A 13,121-nucleotide genomic window follows, 5' to 3' on the forward strand; every position below is an offset into this window, starting at 1 on the left:
TGTCATGACTGACATATCGCCGCCCAAGGGGCGCGGCGCGCTTGCCCGTCGCGAGGCGCGTCTGGCCTGGGGCCTGCTGTTCCCGACCATCGCGATCGTGGCGCTTGTCGTGATCGTGCCGCTGCTGGCGATCTTCTGGATCTCCGTGAAGCCGGTGACGCTGGGCGATCTGCGTCCGGCCGAGATCCGCACGCGGGTGGCGCTGCGCGAACGCGGCGATCAGGCACTTCTGGAACTGCGCGTGATCAACCCCTCGCGCGAGCAGGAGATGACCAAGGCGGGGCTGAACGTGACCCTGCCCGAGGGCGTGACGCTGACCGGCGATCTGCCGCAGGGCTGCGCGATGGACGGGCAGGACCTGTCTTGCGATTTCGGCACGCTGAAACCCGGCTTGAACGAACGCTTCCGCGTCGACGCGCAGGTGACGGGGGACATGCGTGAAATGGAGCGCGCCATGCGCGACGCCGATGTCACGGCAACCGGTCACGTCTCGAGCGTCCTGACGAATTCCACCTTCACGCTCGACAACTTCCGCCAGCTCTTTTCGGGCAGCGAGTTCTGGAGCGTGCTGGGCATCACGCTGTTCTACACGGTCTTCGGCACGCTGGGCGCGCTGGTCGTGGGGCTGTTCGCGGCGCTGCTGCTGAACAAGAGCTTCCGCGGGCAGGGTATCCTGCGCGGGCTTTATCTCTTTCCCTATGTGGCCCCGGTGATCGCCGTGGCCTTCACATGGATCACGCTGTTCGACCCCTATTCGGGCTCCGCCAACGCGCTGCTGGTGCAGATGGGCGTGAGCGAAGGCGCGATCAACTTCTTCGGGGCCAAGCCGCTTGCGCTGATCATGGTGACGGTGTTCGAAATCTGGCGCTATTTCCCGCTCTCGTTCCTCTTCATCCTCGCGCGGATGCAGAGCATCGACACGGATATGTATGAGGCAGCGGATATGGACGGGGCCTCTCCGTTCCAGAAATTCTGGTATCTCTCGATGCCGCAGCTGCTGGGGATCCTGTCGGTCCTGTTCCTGCTGCGCTTCATCTGGACCTTCAACAAGTTCGACGACATCTTCCTGCTCACCGGCGGCAATGCCGGCACGCGGGTCCTGACGGTCAATGTCTACGAACAGGCTTTCGCGGTGTCGAATATCGGTGCGGGTGCCGCGGTCGCCGTGGTGATCTTCGCCTGCCTTCTGGTCTTCTCGGGGCTGTTCTTCCGCACCATGAGCCGGGAGGAAGGGCTATGAAAATCCTGCATAAAGGCTATCTCACCGGACCGATCATCGGCGCGCTCTGGGCGCTGGTCATCTCGGTCACGCTGGGGGTTGCGATCTCCTTTGCCACCGGCGCTGCGGCCAAGCCCGCTCTGATCGGGTCGCTGATCCTCGGGCTCGCGACCGGGTTTGCCCGCGTGCGCATCACCAATCGCTGGGCTGCGGATGCGGTGGCGGTGGTCGTGGCGCTTGCACTGATGCTGGTGGGCCTCGGCGCGCTGCAATTCGACGACAGCTTCAGCCTTGTTGCGCGCGTCGTGCTCAGCGTGGTGCTGGCCGGAACGGTCTCGATCCCGCTCCGCTCGATCCTGCGCGAACTGCATTTCGGCGCGCTCACCCGCCACCAGTTCGAGGATGCGGTGATCCGCTTCCTGACCGGCTTCGGCTATATCTTCTTCACCGCGATCGTGGTCATCCCGTTCTACGTGATGGTCATGACCTCGATGAAGTCGCAGCAGCAGCTGATGCTCAACCCGCTCGATTTCACCATCGACCTGAGCCGGGGCTGGCACCTGTTCGACAGCTATTACGAGCTGATGACGCGGTTCCATTTCGGCCGCTACCTCTGGACGAGCTTCTATGTCTCGGTGCTCACCGTGGCGTTGACGCTGCTGTTCTCGGTGCCCGGCGCCTATGCGGTCGCACGGCTGCGCTTCCGCGGGCAGAAAGTGTTCTCGCGCGGCATCCTGCTGATCTACATGGTGCCGATGATCGTGCTCGCGCTGCCGATCTATATCGCCTACTCGATGGTCGGTCTGCGCAACTCGATCCTCGGGATCGTCATGATCTACCCGGTCACCACGATCCCGGTCGCGCTTTACATGCTGCAGGGCTATTTCCGCGGCCTCCCCGTCGAGGTCGAGGAGGCGGGCCTGATGGACGGGCTGTCGCGGCTCAAGGTGATCTGGAAGATCACCCTGCCGCTGGCGCTGCCCGCGATGGCTTCGGTCGGGCTCTATGTCTTCATGATCGCATGGAACGAGTTCCTGCTCGCTTTCATGCTGCTCGACGATCCCAGCAAATTCACCCTCACGCGGGGCATCGCCTCGCTCAACTCCTCCGAGATCCCGCGCCAGCACCTGATGGCGGGCGCCGTCATCGCGACGGTGCCGATCATGGCGCTGTTCCTCGGGCTAGAACGTTTCATGACCCGCGGCCTGACGGCCGGCGCGGTGAAAGGATAAGACATGATGACCGAAACTCTGGCTGCCGCAGACGACTTCTCCGACCGGGACGCAGCGGCGCGCGACATCCTCACCCAAAACGACCGGGGCGGCTATACGGTGCCGACCGACGGCCTCTATCCCTACCAGTGGAACTGGGACAGCGCCTTCGCGAGCCTCGGCTTCGCCGAGTTCGACCTGAACCGGGCCTGGCAGGAGATCGAGACGCTGTTCTCGGGGCAGTGGGACAACGGCATGGTCCCGCATATCATCTTCCACAAGCCCGATCCGGGCTATTTCCCCGGCCCCGACGTCTGGGGTTGCAACGGGCCGATCGCGTCCTCGGGCATCACCCAGCCGCCGGTTGCGCTCAGCTTCGCGACGCGGCTTCTGGCGGCTGACCCGGAAGCAGGCGCGGCCCGCTTCGCGGCGCTCTATCCGAAGATGCGCAAATGGGCGGAGTGGTTCCTGAAATGGCGCCGCGACGAAAAGGGCGCAATCTTCGTGATCCATCCGTGGGAGTCGGGTCGTGACAACGCGCCCGACTGGGATGACGCGATGAGCGGGATCGACCCGCAGGATGTGGGCCATTACGAGCGCCGCGACACCCAGCATGTCGACGCCTCGATGCGCCCGACGAAATACGATTACGACCGTTACATCTGGCTGGTGCAGCGCGCCAAGGCGCTGGATTGGGACGACGCGAAAGTCGCCGAGGGCAACCCGTTCAAGGTGGCCGATCCGACGATGCATTTCATCCTGATGCGCGGCCTGCGCGACCTGCTGGCGGCTGGCGAGGCGCAGGATCTCGACACCGGCGACATGGCCGCGCAGCTGGCCGAGCTGGAAGCCGGTGCGGACGCGCTGTGGAACCCCGGCATGGGCTATTACGACAGCTACAACTGCAACAACGGCATCTGGTCGAACGCGCTGAGCAACGCCTCCTTCCTGTGCTGGTTCGGCGGGCTCGACGCGCCGCATATGGAGCAGCATCTGGCCCGCGTGCTCGATGCGGCCCCCTATGGCGTGCCCTCGCTCGCGCCCTTCGATCCGCGGTTCGACGCCAAGCGCTACTGGCGTGGTCCGACCTGGGGAATGATGAACATGATGATCGGCGAGGGCGCCTCGGAGCGGGGCGTCGCGCTTGGCGAAGAGGTCCGCAAGCGCACCCGCGAGGTGATCGGGCGCTACGGTTTCGTCGAGTATTTCGACCCGATGACGGGCGCGGCCGCGGGCGGCAAGGCATTTACCTGGACGGCGGCCGTCTGGCTCGCCTGGGCCGGCAAGGAGGGGTGAAATGGGTTCGATCACGCTAAACGGTGTCGAGAAGTGGTTCGGCGACGTCCAGGTCATCAAGGGCATCGACCTCGAGATCAAGGATGGCGAATTCGTCGTCTTCGTGGGGCCCTCGGGCTGCGGCAAGTCCACGCTTCTGCGGATGATCGGCGGGCTTGAGGATACCTCGCGCGGGGCGATCGAGATCGACGGCGCGAACGTCACCGATCAGCCGCCCTCGAAACGCGGCCTCGCGATGGTGTTCCAGTCCTATGCGCTCTACCCGCATATGTCGGTGGCCGAGAATATGGGCTTCTCGCTCAAGATGGCCGGTTCGCCGCAGGACGAATGGCGCGCCAAGGTCGACGAGGCGGCCGATATCCTGAAGCTGCAGAGCTTCCTCGACCGGCGCCCCAAGGACCTGTCGGGCGGCCAGCGTCAGCGCGTCGCGATCGGGCGTTCGATCGTGCGCGACCCGACGGCGTTCCTCTTCGACGAGCCGCTGTCGAACCTCGATGCGGCGCTGCGCGTGGAGATGCGGCTGGAGATCGCCCGGCTGCACCGCAACCTCCAGCGCACGATGATCTACGTCACCCACGATCAGGTGGAGGCGATGACGCTCGCCGACCGGATCGTGGTGCTGGAATACGGCCGGATCGCGCAGGTCGGCACCCCGCGCGAGCTCTACGAGAAGCCCGCGAACCTGTTCGTCGCGCAATTCATCGGCAGCCCGAAGATGAACGTGATGCCCTGCGCGGTCTCGGGGGGCAGCTACAGCCTCGAAGGCGGGCGCGGCGGGACCTGTCCTGCGCCGCAAGCCACGCAGCTTGGCATCCGGCCCGAACACATCTCGCTGGTGGCCGAGGGCGAGGGGCAATGCGACGGGCGCGTCGACGTGGTGGAATTCCTCGGCGCCGACACGTTCATCCTGTTCGATTGCGGCCCCTTGGGCGCCGTGAACGTGCGCGTCGCGGGCGACACCGATCTGCGTCCGGGCGACGTGGCGGGGCTGAGCTTCGAGGCCGAGCGCACGGTGTTCTTCGACGCGGACGGCATGGCGGTCTGATCCCGAGCGCCGGGAGACCCATCCAGACAGCGCCCGACCGAATCCCGGTCGGGCGTTTTTCGTTTGGGGGCGTTCGCAATGCGTGTTGGTCGGTTAAGTGGACAAAGCCGCTGTTGCGGGCAAACGCGGCGTCGGTAAGCTAGAGACGGAGAGTGAGGAAGCATGATCGAGATCAGGCAAGCGATGGATGCCGATGCTGTCGAGGCGGTAAACACCCTGCGTCGCTCGATCACCGAACTTTGTGTTGCAGATCATCAGAACGATCCGTCCGATATCGAAGACTGGCTTGGCAATAAGACGGTCGAGACCTGGCGACAGTGGGTCGCGCGGGATGACGCCGTGGTGCTGGTGGCCGAGCGGGACAGGAAGATCTTAGGGGTCGGGATGGCCAGCCTGAGCGGTGACATCCTCTTGAACTATGTCCATCCCGATGCCCGCTTTGGTGGCGTCAGCAAAGCTATTCTTTCAGGCTTGGAGGACGTCTTGCGCGCGCGTGGCATCCGGCGCTGCCGTTTGGAAAGCACCGTTACGGCCCGATCATTCTACGAAAGCTGCGGTTTCCGGTCAGACGGCGGTGACGCGCTCTTGCTCTCGAAATCCCTTTAATTGCGGGGCATGAAGGGCTCCGGGCGGACAACTGGCTGCCATGAAGCCTGTTCCAAGAGGTGCGGATTGTCCGCTGGCGTCATCCGAGCGCGCCCCCCTTCGCGCGAGCCGCGCTGTCGTTAGTCTGTTATAGCCCACCCACGACATTTGGGTTTTGTTTTGAACTTGAACCGCGAGCATGCGGCACGTAGTCGGTTTTCACGACGAACGCTGCCCCTACGGCGCGCTCATTCTACAGGAGATTGGCACTACGATGGTTAAGCTTCGGAGAATGAGGGCTGACGAATTTTCGGCCTACGTTGAGTATTTCGTTCCGGATTATGCCGCAGATATCTCTGCGAATTATGACGTGGATATCCAGACCGCCACGAAACGAGCCGAGCAGGCGGTCGAGGAAAGCTTGGCACAGGGTGTCGAAACGCCCGGTCAGCTCTTGTTATGCATCGTCGCAGAACGGGACGAGGCGGACACCCTGGTCGGATATCTCTGGTGCCAGTCGAACGCGGAAAATCAAACCGTGTTCATCAGCGACTTCTGCATTCTGCCGCCGCATCGGGGAAAAGGGTTTGCGCGTCTTGCATTGGCAGCGCTGAACGAGTGGTTCTCAGAAACCGAGTTTGGCGAATTTCGCCTCCGTGTCGCAGCAGGCAACAGTATTGCAAAGAACCTATACCTGTCGGCGGGTTTCGCTCCGACAGGCATCAATATGCGAAAACCGATAGAACGCGCGTAGCGCTAGACGCGCTTTGGCGGGGCAACGACGTCCGATCCGTCCTGCATAGCGAAACAACACCTTTTGCGCCCCCGTTTCCCTTGCGTGCGCCGGTCAGCCCGGCGACGTGAATTCGGCGACGACCTCTCGGATCAGCTCGCGCAGCCAGACATGGCCCTGATCCCGGCGCAGATGCGGGTGCCACGCGATCTGGCTGGGGAAGGTGCCGAGGTCGACCGGCACGGGCGCGTTGCGCAACCCATAGGGCCCGGCGGTCATCGCGGCCACCCGCGCGGGCACGGTGGCTATGCCGCCGAGACGCGCGACCGCGGGCGCGGCGGTCAGGAAATGTGTGACCACGACGGCCGTATTCCGGTGCAGCCCCGTCGCCTCGGTGCGCTTATGGACCCCTGTGCGCCACTTGCCGGGCGGGGCGACGACCACATGCGGCAGGGTCTCATAGAGGTTCCGGTCGAGCGACGCGCCCTCGGGCAACGCCTGCGGCGCGACGATGCAGCGGAACCCGTCCTCGAACAGGTCTGAGACCACGAGATCCTCGGGCGGGGCGTCGAACCGCCCGACCGCCAGATCGAAAGCCCGTCCGGCAAGCGCGCGGGGGTCCAGATCGGGCCCGATGGGCGAGATTTCGAGACGGGCCGAAGGGGCCCTGTCGGCAAAGGCCGCCGCGAGTTCCGGCGCGAGAACGATCTCGGTATAGGGGCCCAGCAACAGCCGGAAGCGGCGCGTGGTGCGCGCGGGATCGAAGGGCTCGGCGGCGCGGAAGGCCTGTTCCAGCCGCTCTAGCCCGGCGGCGATGTCGGGCGCGATCTCGAGCGCCTTCTCGGTCGGCTCCACGCCGTAGCGGGCGCGCAGGAACAGTTCGTCACCCAGCGCCGCACGCAGACGTGACAGCGCCGCGCTCACGGTACTCTGGGATTGGCCGAGCCGCTGGGCGGCGGCGGTGACATTGCGTTCTTCCATGACCGCATGGAACACGCGCAGAAGCGAGATATCGGGTGTCATGTCTTTGAATTATCGATTTCTGACGTTGTCTGCATCAATTTCTCGATCAGTAAACGCAACCTATCTCTGCTGGGACGCGTTGACGGCCCGAGACGAACAGGGCCGGAAATGCCCTCACATTCATGACGAAGGAGGCCAAACCCATGGCACGCATTCTTATTCTCTCCACCGCAGCCGACGCTCTGGGCGACACGGGCAAAAAGACCGGCGTCTGGTATGAGGAACTGGCGACGCCCTATTACGCCTTCCTCGACGCAGGCCACGAGGTGAAAGTGGCCACCATCGGCGGTCGCGCGATCCCGATCGATCCGAATTCCGACGTGACCGGCGAAGACGCCCCGGCCTCGGTCACCCGCTTCCGCGACGATGCGGAGGCCAAGGCGGTTCTGGATAACCCGTCGCGGATCGAGGACGAGGACATCACTGCCTATGACGCGCTCTACATCCCCGGCGGCCACGGCGCGATGTATGACCTCGCCGAAAGCGATATCTCCGCCAAGGCGATCGGCACCGCGTGGGATAGCGGCAAGGTGGTCGCCTCGGTCTGTCACGGTCCCGCGGCCTTCGACAAAGTCGTGGACAAGAACGGCGACTCCATCGTGAAAGGCCGCAAGGTTTCGGCCTTCACCGATAGCGAAGAGCGTGGCGTGGGTCTTGCCGATGCAGTGCCGTTCCTTCTGGAAACCCGCCTGCGCGAGCTTGGCGCTCAGTTCGAGAGCACCGACGACTGGCAGCCCCATGCCGTGGCCGACGGGCGTCTGGTGACGGGCCAGAACCCGGCATCGTCCGAGGCGGCTGCGAAAGAAGTGCTGGCCCTGCTGGGCTGATATCGAGAGGCGCCGCCCGGTTCGGGCGGCGCCGTCTTCGTTCCACATCAATTCAGAGAGGCTGACATGTCGAAAGTCATTCTAATCACCGGTGCATCCACGGGCATCGGCGAGAGCTGTGCGCGCCATGCGGTCGAAGCGGGTCATAAGGTGGCGCTGGCCGCGCGCTCCGAGGACAAGCTCGAAGCTCTGGTCAAAGATCTGGGCGAGGAAAACGCCCTCGCGCTGCCCACCGATGTCACCGACCCCGATGCTCAGGAACGCATGGTCGCGCGCGCGGTCGAGCATTTCGGACGTCTCGACGTGGTGCTGGCCAATGCGGGCGTCGGCGCCTCGGCGCGCGGGACCGAGGCCGGATCGGTCGAGAGCTTCCAGAAGATGATCGAGGTGAACTGCCTTGCCGTGACCTACACCGCGAAATTCACGCTGCCGCATCTGCGCGCCTCGAAAGGGCATATGGTGCTGACCGGCTCGAAGGCGTCGCAGGGCGCGATGTTCGGTTCGGTCTACTCGGCGACGAAGTGGTTCATCCGAGGCTATGCCGACAATCTCGGCGAAGAGCTTGGCGCGGCGGGCGGTCGCGTCACCTGTCTGCATCCGGGCATGGTCGACACGCCCTTCTTCGACGAGGCAAAGCCCGACGCGCTGCGCCCCGACGATGTCGCGCGGGCCTTCCTCTTCGCGATCGACCAGCCCGATCACGTTCTGATCCCGCATCTGCCGGTCTATCCCAAACCGAAGACGGACTGATCGGGGCGGGCCGCCTCTGCGGCGATCCGACATTGAAAGGAGCCGGCCCATCGGGGCCGGCTCCTTGCTGTTTCGACCCTCTGAGAGCCCGGCTCAGATCGGGTAATGCTGCTTGGGGTCCTCGATGGTGATCCAGCGCAGATCGGTAAATTCGGCAATCGCCGCGCGCCCGCCGAACCGCCCGTAGCCCGAGGCCTTGACCCCGCCGAAGGGCATCTGCGGCTCGTCGCCGACCGTCGGGCCGTTGATATGGCAGATGCCGGTCTCAAGCCGGTTCGCCAGCGCCATCGCGCGCGAGACATCGGCGCTGAAGATCGCGCTCGAGAGCCCATATTCGGTGTCATTGGCCACTTTCAGCGCCTCTTCGTCGCCCTTAACCCGGATGATCGACTTGACCGGGCCGAAGCTTTCCTCCGCATAGATGCGCATGCTTTCCGAGACCCCGTCGAGCAGTGTGGCCGCAACGATCGTCCCCTCGCGCGACCCGCCGGCGACCAGCTTCGCACCTTTCCCGGTGGCATCGGCGATCAGCGCATCCATCTTCTCGGCCGCCGCTTCGGAGACAAGCGCCCCAAGCGCCACCTCGCCACGCGGATCGCCTGCGGGCAGGGCACTGGCGCGTGCGGCGAGCTTCTCGACGAAAGCGTCGGCCACTTTCTCGTCTACGATGATCCGCTCGGTCGACATGCAGATCTGGCCCTGGTTCATGAAGGCGCCGAAGATCGCGGCATTCACCGCACCGTCGAGATCGGCATCGTCGAGCACGATCAGCGGCGCCTTGCCGCCCAGCTCCAGCAGCGAGGGTTTCAGATGCTCGCCTGCGAGCCGCCCGATGATCCGGCCGACGGCGGAAGAGCCGGTGAAGTTCACATGCTTCACGTCCGGGTGCGCGATCAGCGCCTCGACCACATCGGCCGCGTCCTCGGGGGCGTTGGTCACGACGTTGAGCGCGCCCTCGGGAAGCCCGGCTTCGGCGAAACATTCCCCGATCAGGCGATGCGTCGCAGGGCACATCTCGGACGCTTTCAGCACCACGGTATTGCCGCAGGCAAGCGCCATCGCGACCGCCCGCGTGCCGAGAATGACCGGCGCGTTCCACGGCGCGATGCCGAGGCAGACGCCCTTGGCGCGCGCAACGCCCATCGCCATCGTGCCGGGCTTGTCGGAGGGGATGATCTCGCCGCCGATCTGGGTGGTCATCGCCGCAGCCTCGCGGATCATGCCCGCGGCGAGATGCACGTTGAACCCGGCCCAGGGCCCGGTCGCGCCGGTCTCGGCAATCACCGCCTGAATGAAATCGTCGACGCGCGCCTCCATCACGTCGGCGGCTTTCGACAGGATCTTGCGCCGCCCGTTCGGCCCGGTCGCGGACCAGCCGGGAAAGGCGCGCGCGGCGGAAGCCACGACCGCCTCGACATCGTCACGCCCCGCCGCGGCGGCGCGGGTGGCGACCGCGCCGGTGACGGGGTCGATCCGGTCGTAGGTTGCGCCCGAAGCGGCGGGGGCGGAGGCCCCGTCCAGCAGCAATCCGATCTCTTTCATGAAATGTCCTCCCTTTGAGTGTTCGCTCTTGCGTTACGCGGCGCGGCGGTTCGCGGATCGGCGCCGTTCCAGACCTTTGTGCCTCACATCATCCCGGGCAGCCACAGCGATATTCCGGGCACCGCGACGAGGATTGCAAGGGTTACAAACATCGCGAACCAGAAGGGCAGGACGCCGCGGAAGATCTCGATCAGCGGCACGTTCTGCGCGACCGATTTCACGATGAAGACGTTGATCCCCACCGGGGGCGAGATCAGCCCCATCTCGAGCGTCAGCACCACCAGCACCCCGAACCAGATCGGGTCGATGCCGAGATTGAGGATCACCGGCAGGAAGATCGGCAGGGTCAGCACCAGCATCGCGAGCCCTTCGAGGAAGCAGCCCAGCACCATGTAGATCGCAAGGATCAGGACCAGCGTGCCGATCCGGCCCAGATCGAGGGAGACGAGAAGGTCGCTCACCTCGGCGGGCAGGTGGCTCAGCGCCACGAAGGGATTGATCAGATGCGCCGCGATCAGGATCAGCATGACCGAGGCGGTGGTCACGATGCTGTCCTGCGCGGCGCGCCAGAAGCTGCGCAGGCTCAGCGTGCCACTGAAAGCCCCGATCGCGATCACGAAGGCCGCGCCGACGCCCGCCGCTTCGGTGGGCGAGAACAGGCCCGAATAGATGCCGCCGATGGTCAGCACGATCACCATGAGGATCGGGATCGCACCGAGGAATGCGCGGCCTTTCTCGGCGGTGCTGGTCGCGGGGCCTTTCGGTCCCATCTCGGCGCGCAGCACGCAGAGGATCGCGATGGTCAGGATGAAGGCGCTCAGCAGCAGAAGCCCCGGCAGGATGCCCGCCATGAAGAGCCGCCCGATGCTTTGTTGGGTGAGGATCGCGTAGATCACGAAGCCGGTCGAGGGCGGGATCAGGATGCCCAGCGTGCCGCCCGCGGCCACGACCCCGGTCGAGAGGCGCGGGCTGTAGGCGTAGCGGTCCATCTCGGCCAGTGCGGTGCGGCCCATCGTCAGCGCCGAGGCGACCGACGAGCCCGACAGCGCCGCAAACCCGCCGCAGCCCACGACTGTCGCCAGCGCCAGCCCGCCGCGCACCTGGCCCACGGTCGCATAGGCCGCGTCATAGAGCTTGCGGCTCATGCCGGTGACGCTCGCGACATTGCCCATCAGGATGAAGAGCGGCACCACGATCAGTTCGGAATTCGACGCGAGCGAGAAGGTCTCGGAGGCCAGAAGCCCGGTCGCGGCCTGCAGCCCGTTCAGGATCCAGATGCCGACGAAGCCCACCGCGAACATCGCGAAGGCCACCGGCACGCGCATCAGGAGCATGCCGAGAAGCAGCGCGAGCCCGACCGATCCGGTGAGAGCGGGGGTCATATTACGTCCCTTTCGGAGTGGTGCTCATAGCCGTGGCGCGACATGAGCCGCAGTGCGCGCAGGACCATCGTCAGCGCGCCCACCAGCGAGAGTACGCAAAGCGCATATTGGAACCACGCATTGGGCAGGTTCAGAAGATTGGTCGAGAGGTTGAGCATCTGGCTCAGCTGCGCGCTCTTGTAGACCGTCACCGCGATCAGCACGAAGATCGCGACGCCCAGGAGCGCCGAGAAAATGTCGATCGCGCGGTTGAGGGCAGGGGGGAAGGCGCTCTCGAAGATGTCGACGACGATATGACCGTCGCGGCGATCGCACAGCGCCATGCCGCCGAAGACGATCAGCACCATCGTCATCGTGATCAGGTCCTGCGAGCCGTAAAGCGGCATGCCGAAATTGCGCCCGATCACGTCGATGACGATCACGGCCACGACGAAGATCAACCCCGTCGTGCCGATGATCGCGGACAGGCCGATCAGCCTGTCCGCCAGTTTCTGCGCGCGCGCGAGCATCACTCGCCCCGCATCGCGGCGAGCGTCGCCTCTCCGCCGACCTTGCTCACATAGGTGTCGGTCACGTCGGCGAGCGCGTCGTCGAAGGCTTTCGAGCCAGCCGCGTCGAGATCGATCACCGTGGTGCTGTCGGAGGCCCGCGCGGCCTCCAGCGCCTTGTTCGCGGTGGCGATCCACGCCTCCTCGGTCATCTTCGAGACCTTCTCGCCCTTCATCGCATCGAGCGCCGCTTTGGCCTTGGGCGACAGCCCGTCATAGGCGGCCTTGTTCATCACCGTGTAGAAGGCGAGGCGGCCAAGGTTCGGACCCGTCGTCACGCTGCCCACGACCTCGTTGAGCTTGAAATCCGACAGCACCGAAGCGCCGCTGACCACGCCGTCGATCAGCCCGGTCTGCAACCCGTTATAGACCTGCGTCATCGGGATCTGCACCGGGGTCGCGCCGAGCGCATCCATCGCGGCCGCCGAAATCGACCCCGCGACGCGGATCTTGAGGCCCTTCAGATCGGCGGGTGTGCGCACCTCCTTGTCGCGCATCATCAGGACGTTGGGCTCCGACCCCCAGAGCGCGATCACCTCGGTCTGCGGATATTCGCCCTTGATGGTGTCGAAGGCCTGCCAGAGCGCCTTGTAGCCCGGCGCGTCGAGCGGCAGCGCGCCCGGCAGTTCCGCGATCAGGCTTTTCGGGAATTGCGACGAGGTATAGCCCTGCAGCCCCCAGCCCATATCGGCCGTGCCCTGCAGCACGCGCACATATTGATCGGCCGGACCCGCGCCCAGCTCGCCGCCGTGATAGCCGCGCAGCGTCACCGCCCCGTCGGTGCCCTCGGAGAGCGCCTTGGCCAGAGGCTCGATCTGGGCCGCGTTGATCGTGTGGGTCGGCGGCGCCCAGTTCGCGTATTTCAGCTCCTGCGCGCCGGCGCCGGTCGCGATGCTCATCGTGGCACCGACCGCGATGGCGGTGGCGACGCTAAGGGTCGTGTGTTTCATGGTCTCTCCT

The 13,121-nt window shown here is 65.1% G+C and carries 13 protein-coding genes; 8 read left to right on the forward strand and 5 right to left on the reverse strand.

Features of this window, described 5'->3' with window-relative positions; all coding sequences use genetic code 11:
* Nucleotides 1–4 precede the first annotated feature (4 nt).
* From AXZ77_RS08135 to AXZ77_RS08160, 6 genes are all read left to right on the forward strand, one after another.
* A complete protein-coding gene (locus AXZ77_RS08135) occupies nt 5–1,240 on the forward strand; it encodes a carbohydrate ABC transporter permease (protein WP_098410756.1) in 1,236 nt (411 codons plus the stop codon).
* Nucleotides 1,237–2,451 (forward strand): carbohydrate ABC transporter permease, encoded by a 1,215-nt coding sequence (locus AXZ77_RS08140; RefSeq protein WP_098410757.1) that lies wholly within the window; start codon nt 1,237–1,239, stop codon nt 2,449–2,451. Before AXZ77_RS08135 ends, AXZ77_RS08140 begins: the two co-directional genes overlap by 4 nt.
* A gap of 6 nt (nt 2,452–2,457) precedes the next feature.
* Nucleotides 2,458–3,726 carry a hypothetical protein gene (locus AXZ77_RS08145; RefSeq protein WP_098412479.1) on the forward strand — a complete coding sequence of 423 codons (1,269 nt, stop codon included), beginning with the start codon at nt 2,458–2,460 and terminating at the stop codon, nt 3,724–3,726.
* Between the two features lies 1 nt (nt 3,727).
* Nucleotides 3,728–4,771 (forward strand): ABC transporter ATP-binding protein, encoded by a 1,044-nt coding sequence (locus tag AXZ77_RS08150; protein ID WP_098410758.1) that lies wholly within the window; start codon nt 3,728–3,730, stop codon nt 4,769–4,771.
* Nucleotides 4,772–4,933: 162 nt separating this feature from the next.
* Nucleotides 4,934–5,377: a GNAT family N-acetyltransferase gene (locus AXZ77_RS08155; protein WP_098410759.1), complete on the forward strand. Its 444-nt coding sequence runs from the start codon at nt 4,934–4,936 to the stop codon at nt 5,375–5,377.
* A 253-nt stretch (nt 5,378–5,630) separates the two neighbouring features.
* Nucleotides 5,631–6,110 carry a GNAT family N-acetyltransferase gene (locus AXZ77_RS08160; RefSeq protein ID WP_176535990.1) on the forward strand — a complete coding sequence of 160 codons (480 nt, stop codon included), beginning with the start codon at nt 5,631–5,633 and terminating at the stop codon, nt 6,108–6,110.
* Between the two features lie 93 nt (nt 6,111–6,203).
* Here AXZ77_RS08160 and AXZ77_RS08165 read toward each other — a convergent pair whose 3' ends face one another.
* Nucleotides 6,204–7,112 (reverse strand): LysR family transcriptional regulator, encoded by a 909-nt coding sequence (locus AXZ77_RS08165; protein WP_098410761.1) that lies wholly within the window; start codon nt 7,110–7,112, stop codon nt 6,204–6,206.
* A 143-nt stretch (nt 7,113–7,255) separates the two neighbouring features.
* Here AXZ77_RS08165 and AXZ77_RS08170 point away from each other — a divergent pair, with 143 nt between their 5' ends.
* Both AXZ77_RS08170 and AXZ77_RS08175 read left to right on the forward strand, forming a co-directional pair.
* Nucleotides 7,256–7,939, forward strand: coding sequence for a type 1 glutamine amidotransferase domain-containing protein (locus AXZ77_RS08170; RefSeq protein ID WP_098410762.1), 684 nt, complete (start codon nt 7,256–7,258; stop codon nt 7,937–7,939).
* A gap of 66 nt (nt 7,940–8,005) precedes the next feature.
* Nucleotides 8,006–8,689 carry an SDR family oxidoreductase gene (locus tag AXZ77_RS08175; protein WP_098410763.1) on the forward strand — a complete coding sequence of 228 codons (684 nt, stop codon included), beginning with the start codon at nt 8,006–8,008 and terminating at the stop codon, nt 8,687–8,689.
* A gap of 93 nt (nt 8,690–8,782) precedes the next feature.
* Here the strand turns inward: AXZ77_RS08175 and AXZ77_RS08180 are convergent, their stop codons facing one another.
* From AXZ77_RS08180 to AXZ77_RS08195, 4 genes are all read right to left on the reverse strand, one after another.
* Nucleotides 8,783–10,231 (reverse strand): aldehyde dehydrogenase, encoded by a 1,449-nt coding sequence (locus AXZ77_RS08180; RefSeq protein ID WP_098410764.1) that lies wholly within the window; start codon nt 10,229–10,231, stop codon nt 8,783–8,785.
* A gap of 83 nt (nt 10,232–10,314) precedes the next feature.
* Nucleotides 10,315–11,613 (reverse strand): TRAP transporter large permease, encoded by a 1,299-nt coding sequence (locus tag AXZ77_RS08185; protein ID WP_098410765.1) that lies wholly within the window; start codon nt 11,611–11,613, stop codon nt 10,315–10,317.
* Nucleotides 11,610–12,122, reverse strand: a complete 513-nt coding sequence (locus AXZ77_RS08190) for a TRAP transporter small permease (protein WP_098410766.1) — start codon at nt 12,120–12,122, stop codon at nt 11,610–11,612. Before AXZ77_RS08190 ends, AXZ77_RS08185 begins: the two co-directional genes overlap by 4 nt.
* The gene (locus AXZ77_RS08195; RefSeq protein ID WP_098410767.1) at nt 12,122–13,111 is read right to left on the reverse strand and encodes a TRAP transporter substrate-binding protein; all 990 of its coding nucleotides are present in this window, start codon (nt 13,109–13,111) and stop codon (nt 12,122–12,124) included. Before AXZ77_RS08195 ends, AXZ77_RS08190 begins: the two co-directional genes overlap by 1 nt.
* Nucleotides 13,112–13,121: the final 10 nt, after the last annotated feature.

The sequence above is a fragment of the Thioclava sp. ES.031 genome, assembly GCF_002563775.1.
Lineage (GTDB): Bacteria > Pseudomonadota > Alphaproteobacteria > Rhodobacterales > Rhodobacteraceae > Thioclava.

Excerpts from the sequence above, each read along its gene's own strand:
- AXZ77_RS08135 (WP_098410756.1), top strand. The coding sequence starts at position 5 with ATGACTGACATATCGCCGCCCAAGGGGCGCGGCGCGCTTGCCCGTCGC.
- AXZ77_RS08140 (WP_098410757.1), top strand. The coding sequence starts at position 1,237 with ATGAAAATCCTGCATAAAGGCTATCTCACCGGACCGATCATCGGCGCG.
- AXZ77_RS08145 (WP_098412479.1), top strand. The coding sequence starts at position 2,458 with ATGACCGAAACTCTGGCTGCCGCAGACGACTTCTCCGACCGGGACGCA.
- AXZ77_RS08150 (WP_098410758.1), top strand. The coding sequence starts at position 3,728 with ATGGGTTCGATCACGCTAAACGGTGTCGAGAAGTGGTTCGGCGACGTC.
- AXZ77_RS08155 (WP_098410759.1), top strand. The coding sequence starts at position 4,934 with ATGATCGAGATCAGGCAAGCGATGGATGCCGATGCTGTCGAGGCGGTA.
- AXZ77_RS08160 (WP_176535990.1), top strand. The coding sequence starts at position 5,631 with ATGGTTAAGCTTCGGAGAATGAGGGCTGACGAATTTTCGGCCTACGTT.
- AXZ77_RS08165 (WP_098410761.1), bottom strand. The coding sequence starts at position 7,112 with ATGACACCCGATATCTCGCTTCTGCGCGTGTTCCATGCGGTCATGGAA.
- AXZ77_RS08170 (WP_098410762.1), top strand. The coding sequence starts at position 7,256 with ATGGCACGCATTCTTATTCTCTCCACCGCAGCCGACGCTCTGGGCGAC.
- AXZ77_RS08175 (WP_098410763.1), top strand. The coding sequence starts at position 8,006 with ATGTCGAAAGTCATTCTAATCACCGGTGCATCCACGGGCATCGGCGAG.
- AXZ77_RS08180 (WP_098410764.1), bottom strand. The coding sequence starts at position 10,231 with ATGAAAGAGATCGGATTGCTGCTGGACGGGGCCTCCGCCCCCGCCGCT.
- AXZ77_RS08185 (WP_098410765.1), bottom strand. The coding sequence starts at position 11,613 with ATGACCCCCGCTCTCACCGGATCGGTCGGGCTCGCGCTGCTTCTCGGC.
- AXZ77_RS08190 (WP_098410766.1), bottom strand. The coding sequence starts at position 12,122 with ATGCTCGCGCGCGCGCAGAAACTGGCGGACAGGCTGATCGGCCTGTCC.
- AXZ77_RS08195 (WP_098410767.1), bottom strand. The coding sequence starts at position 13,111 with ATGAAACACACGACCCTTAGCGTCGCCACCGCCATCGCGGTCGGTGCC.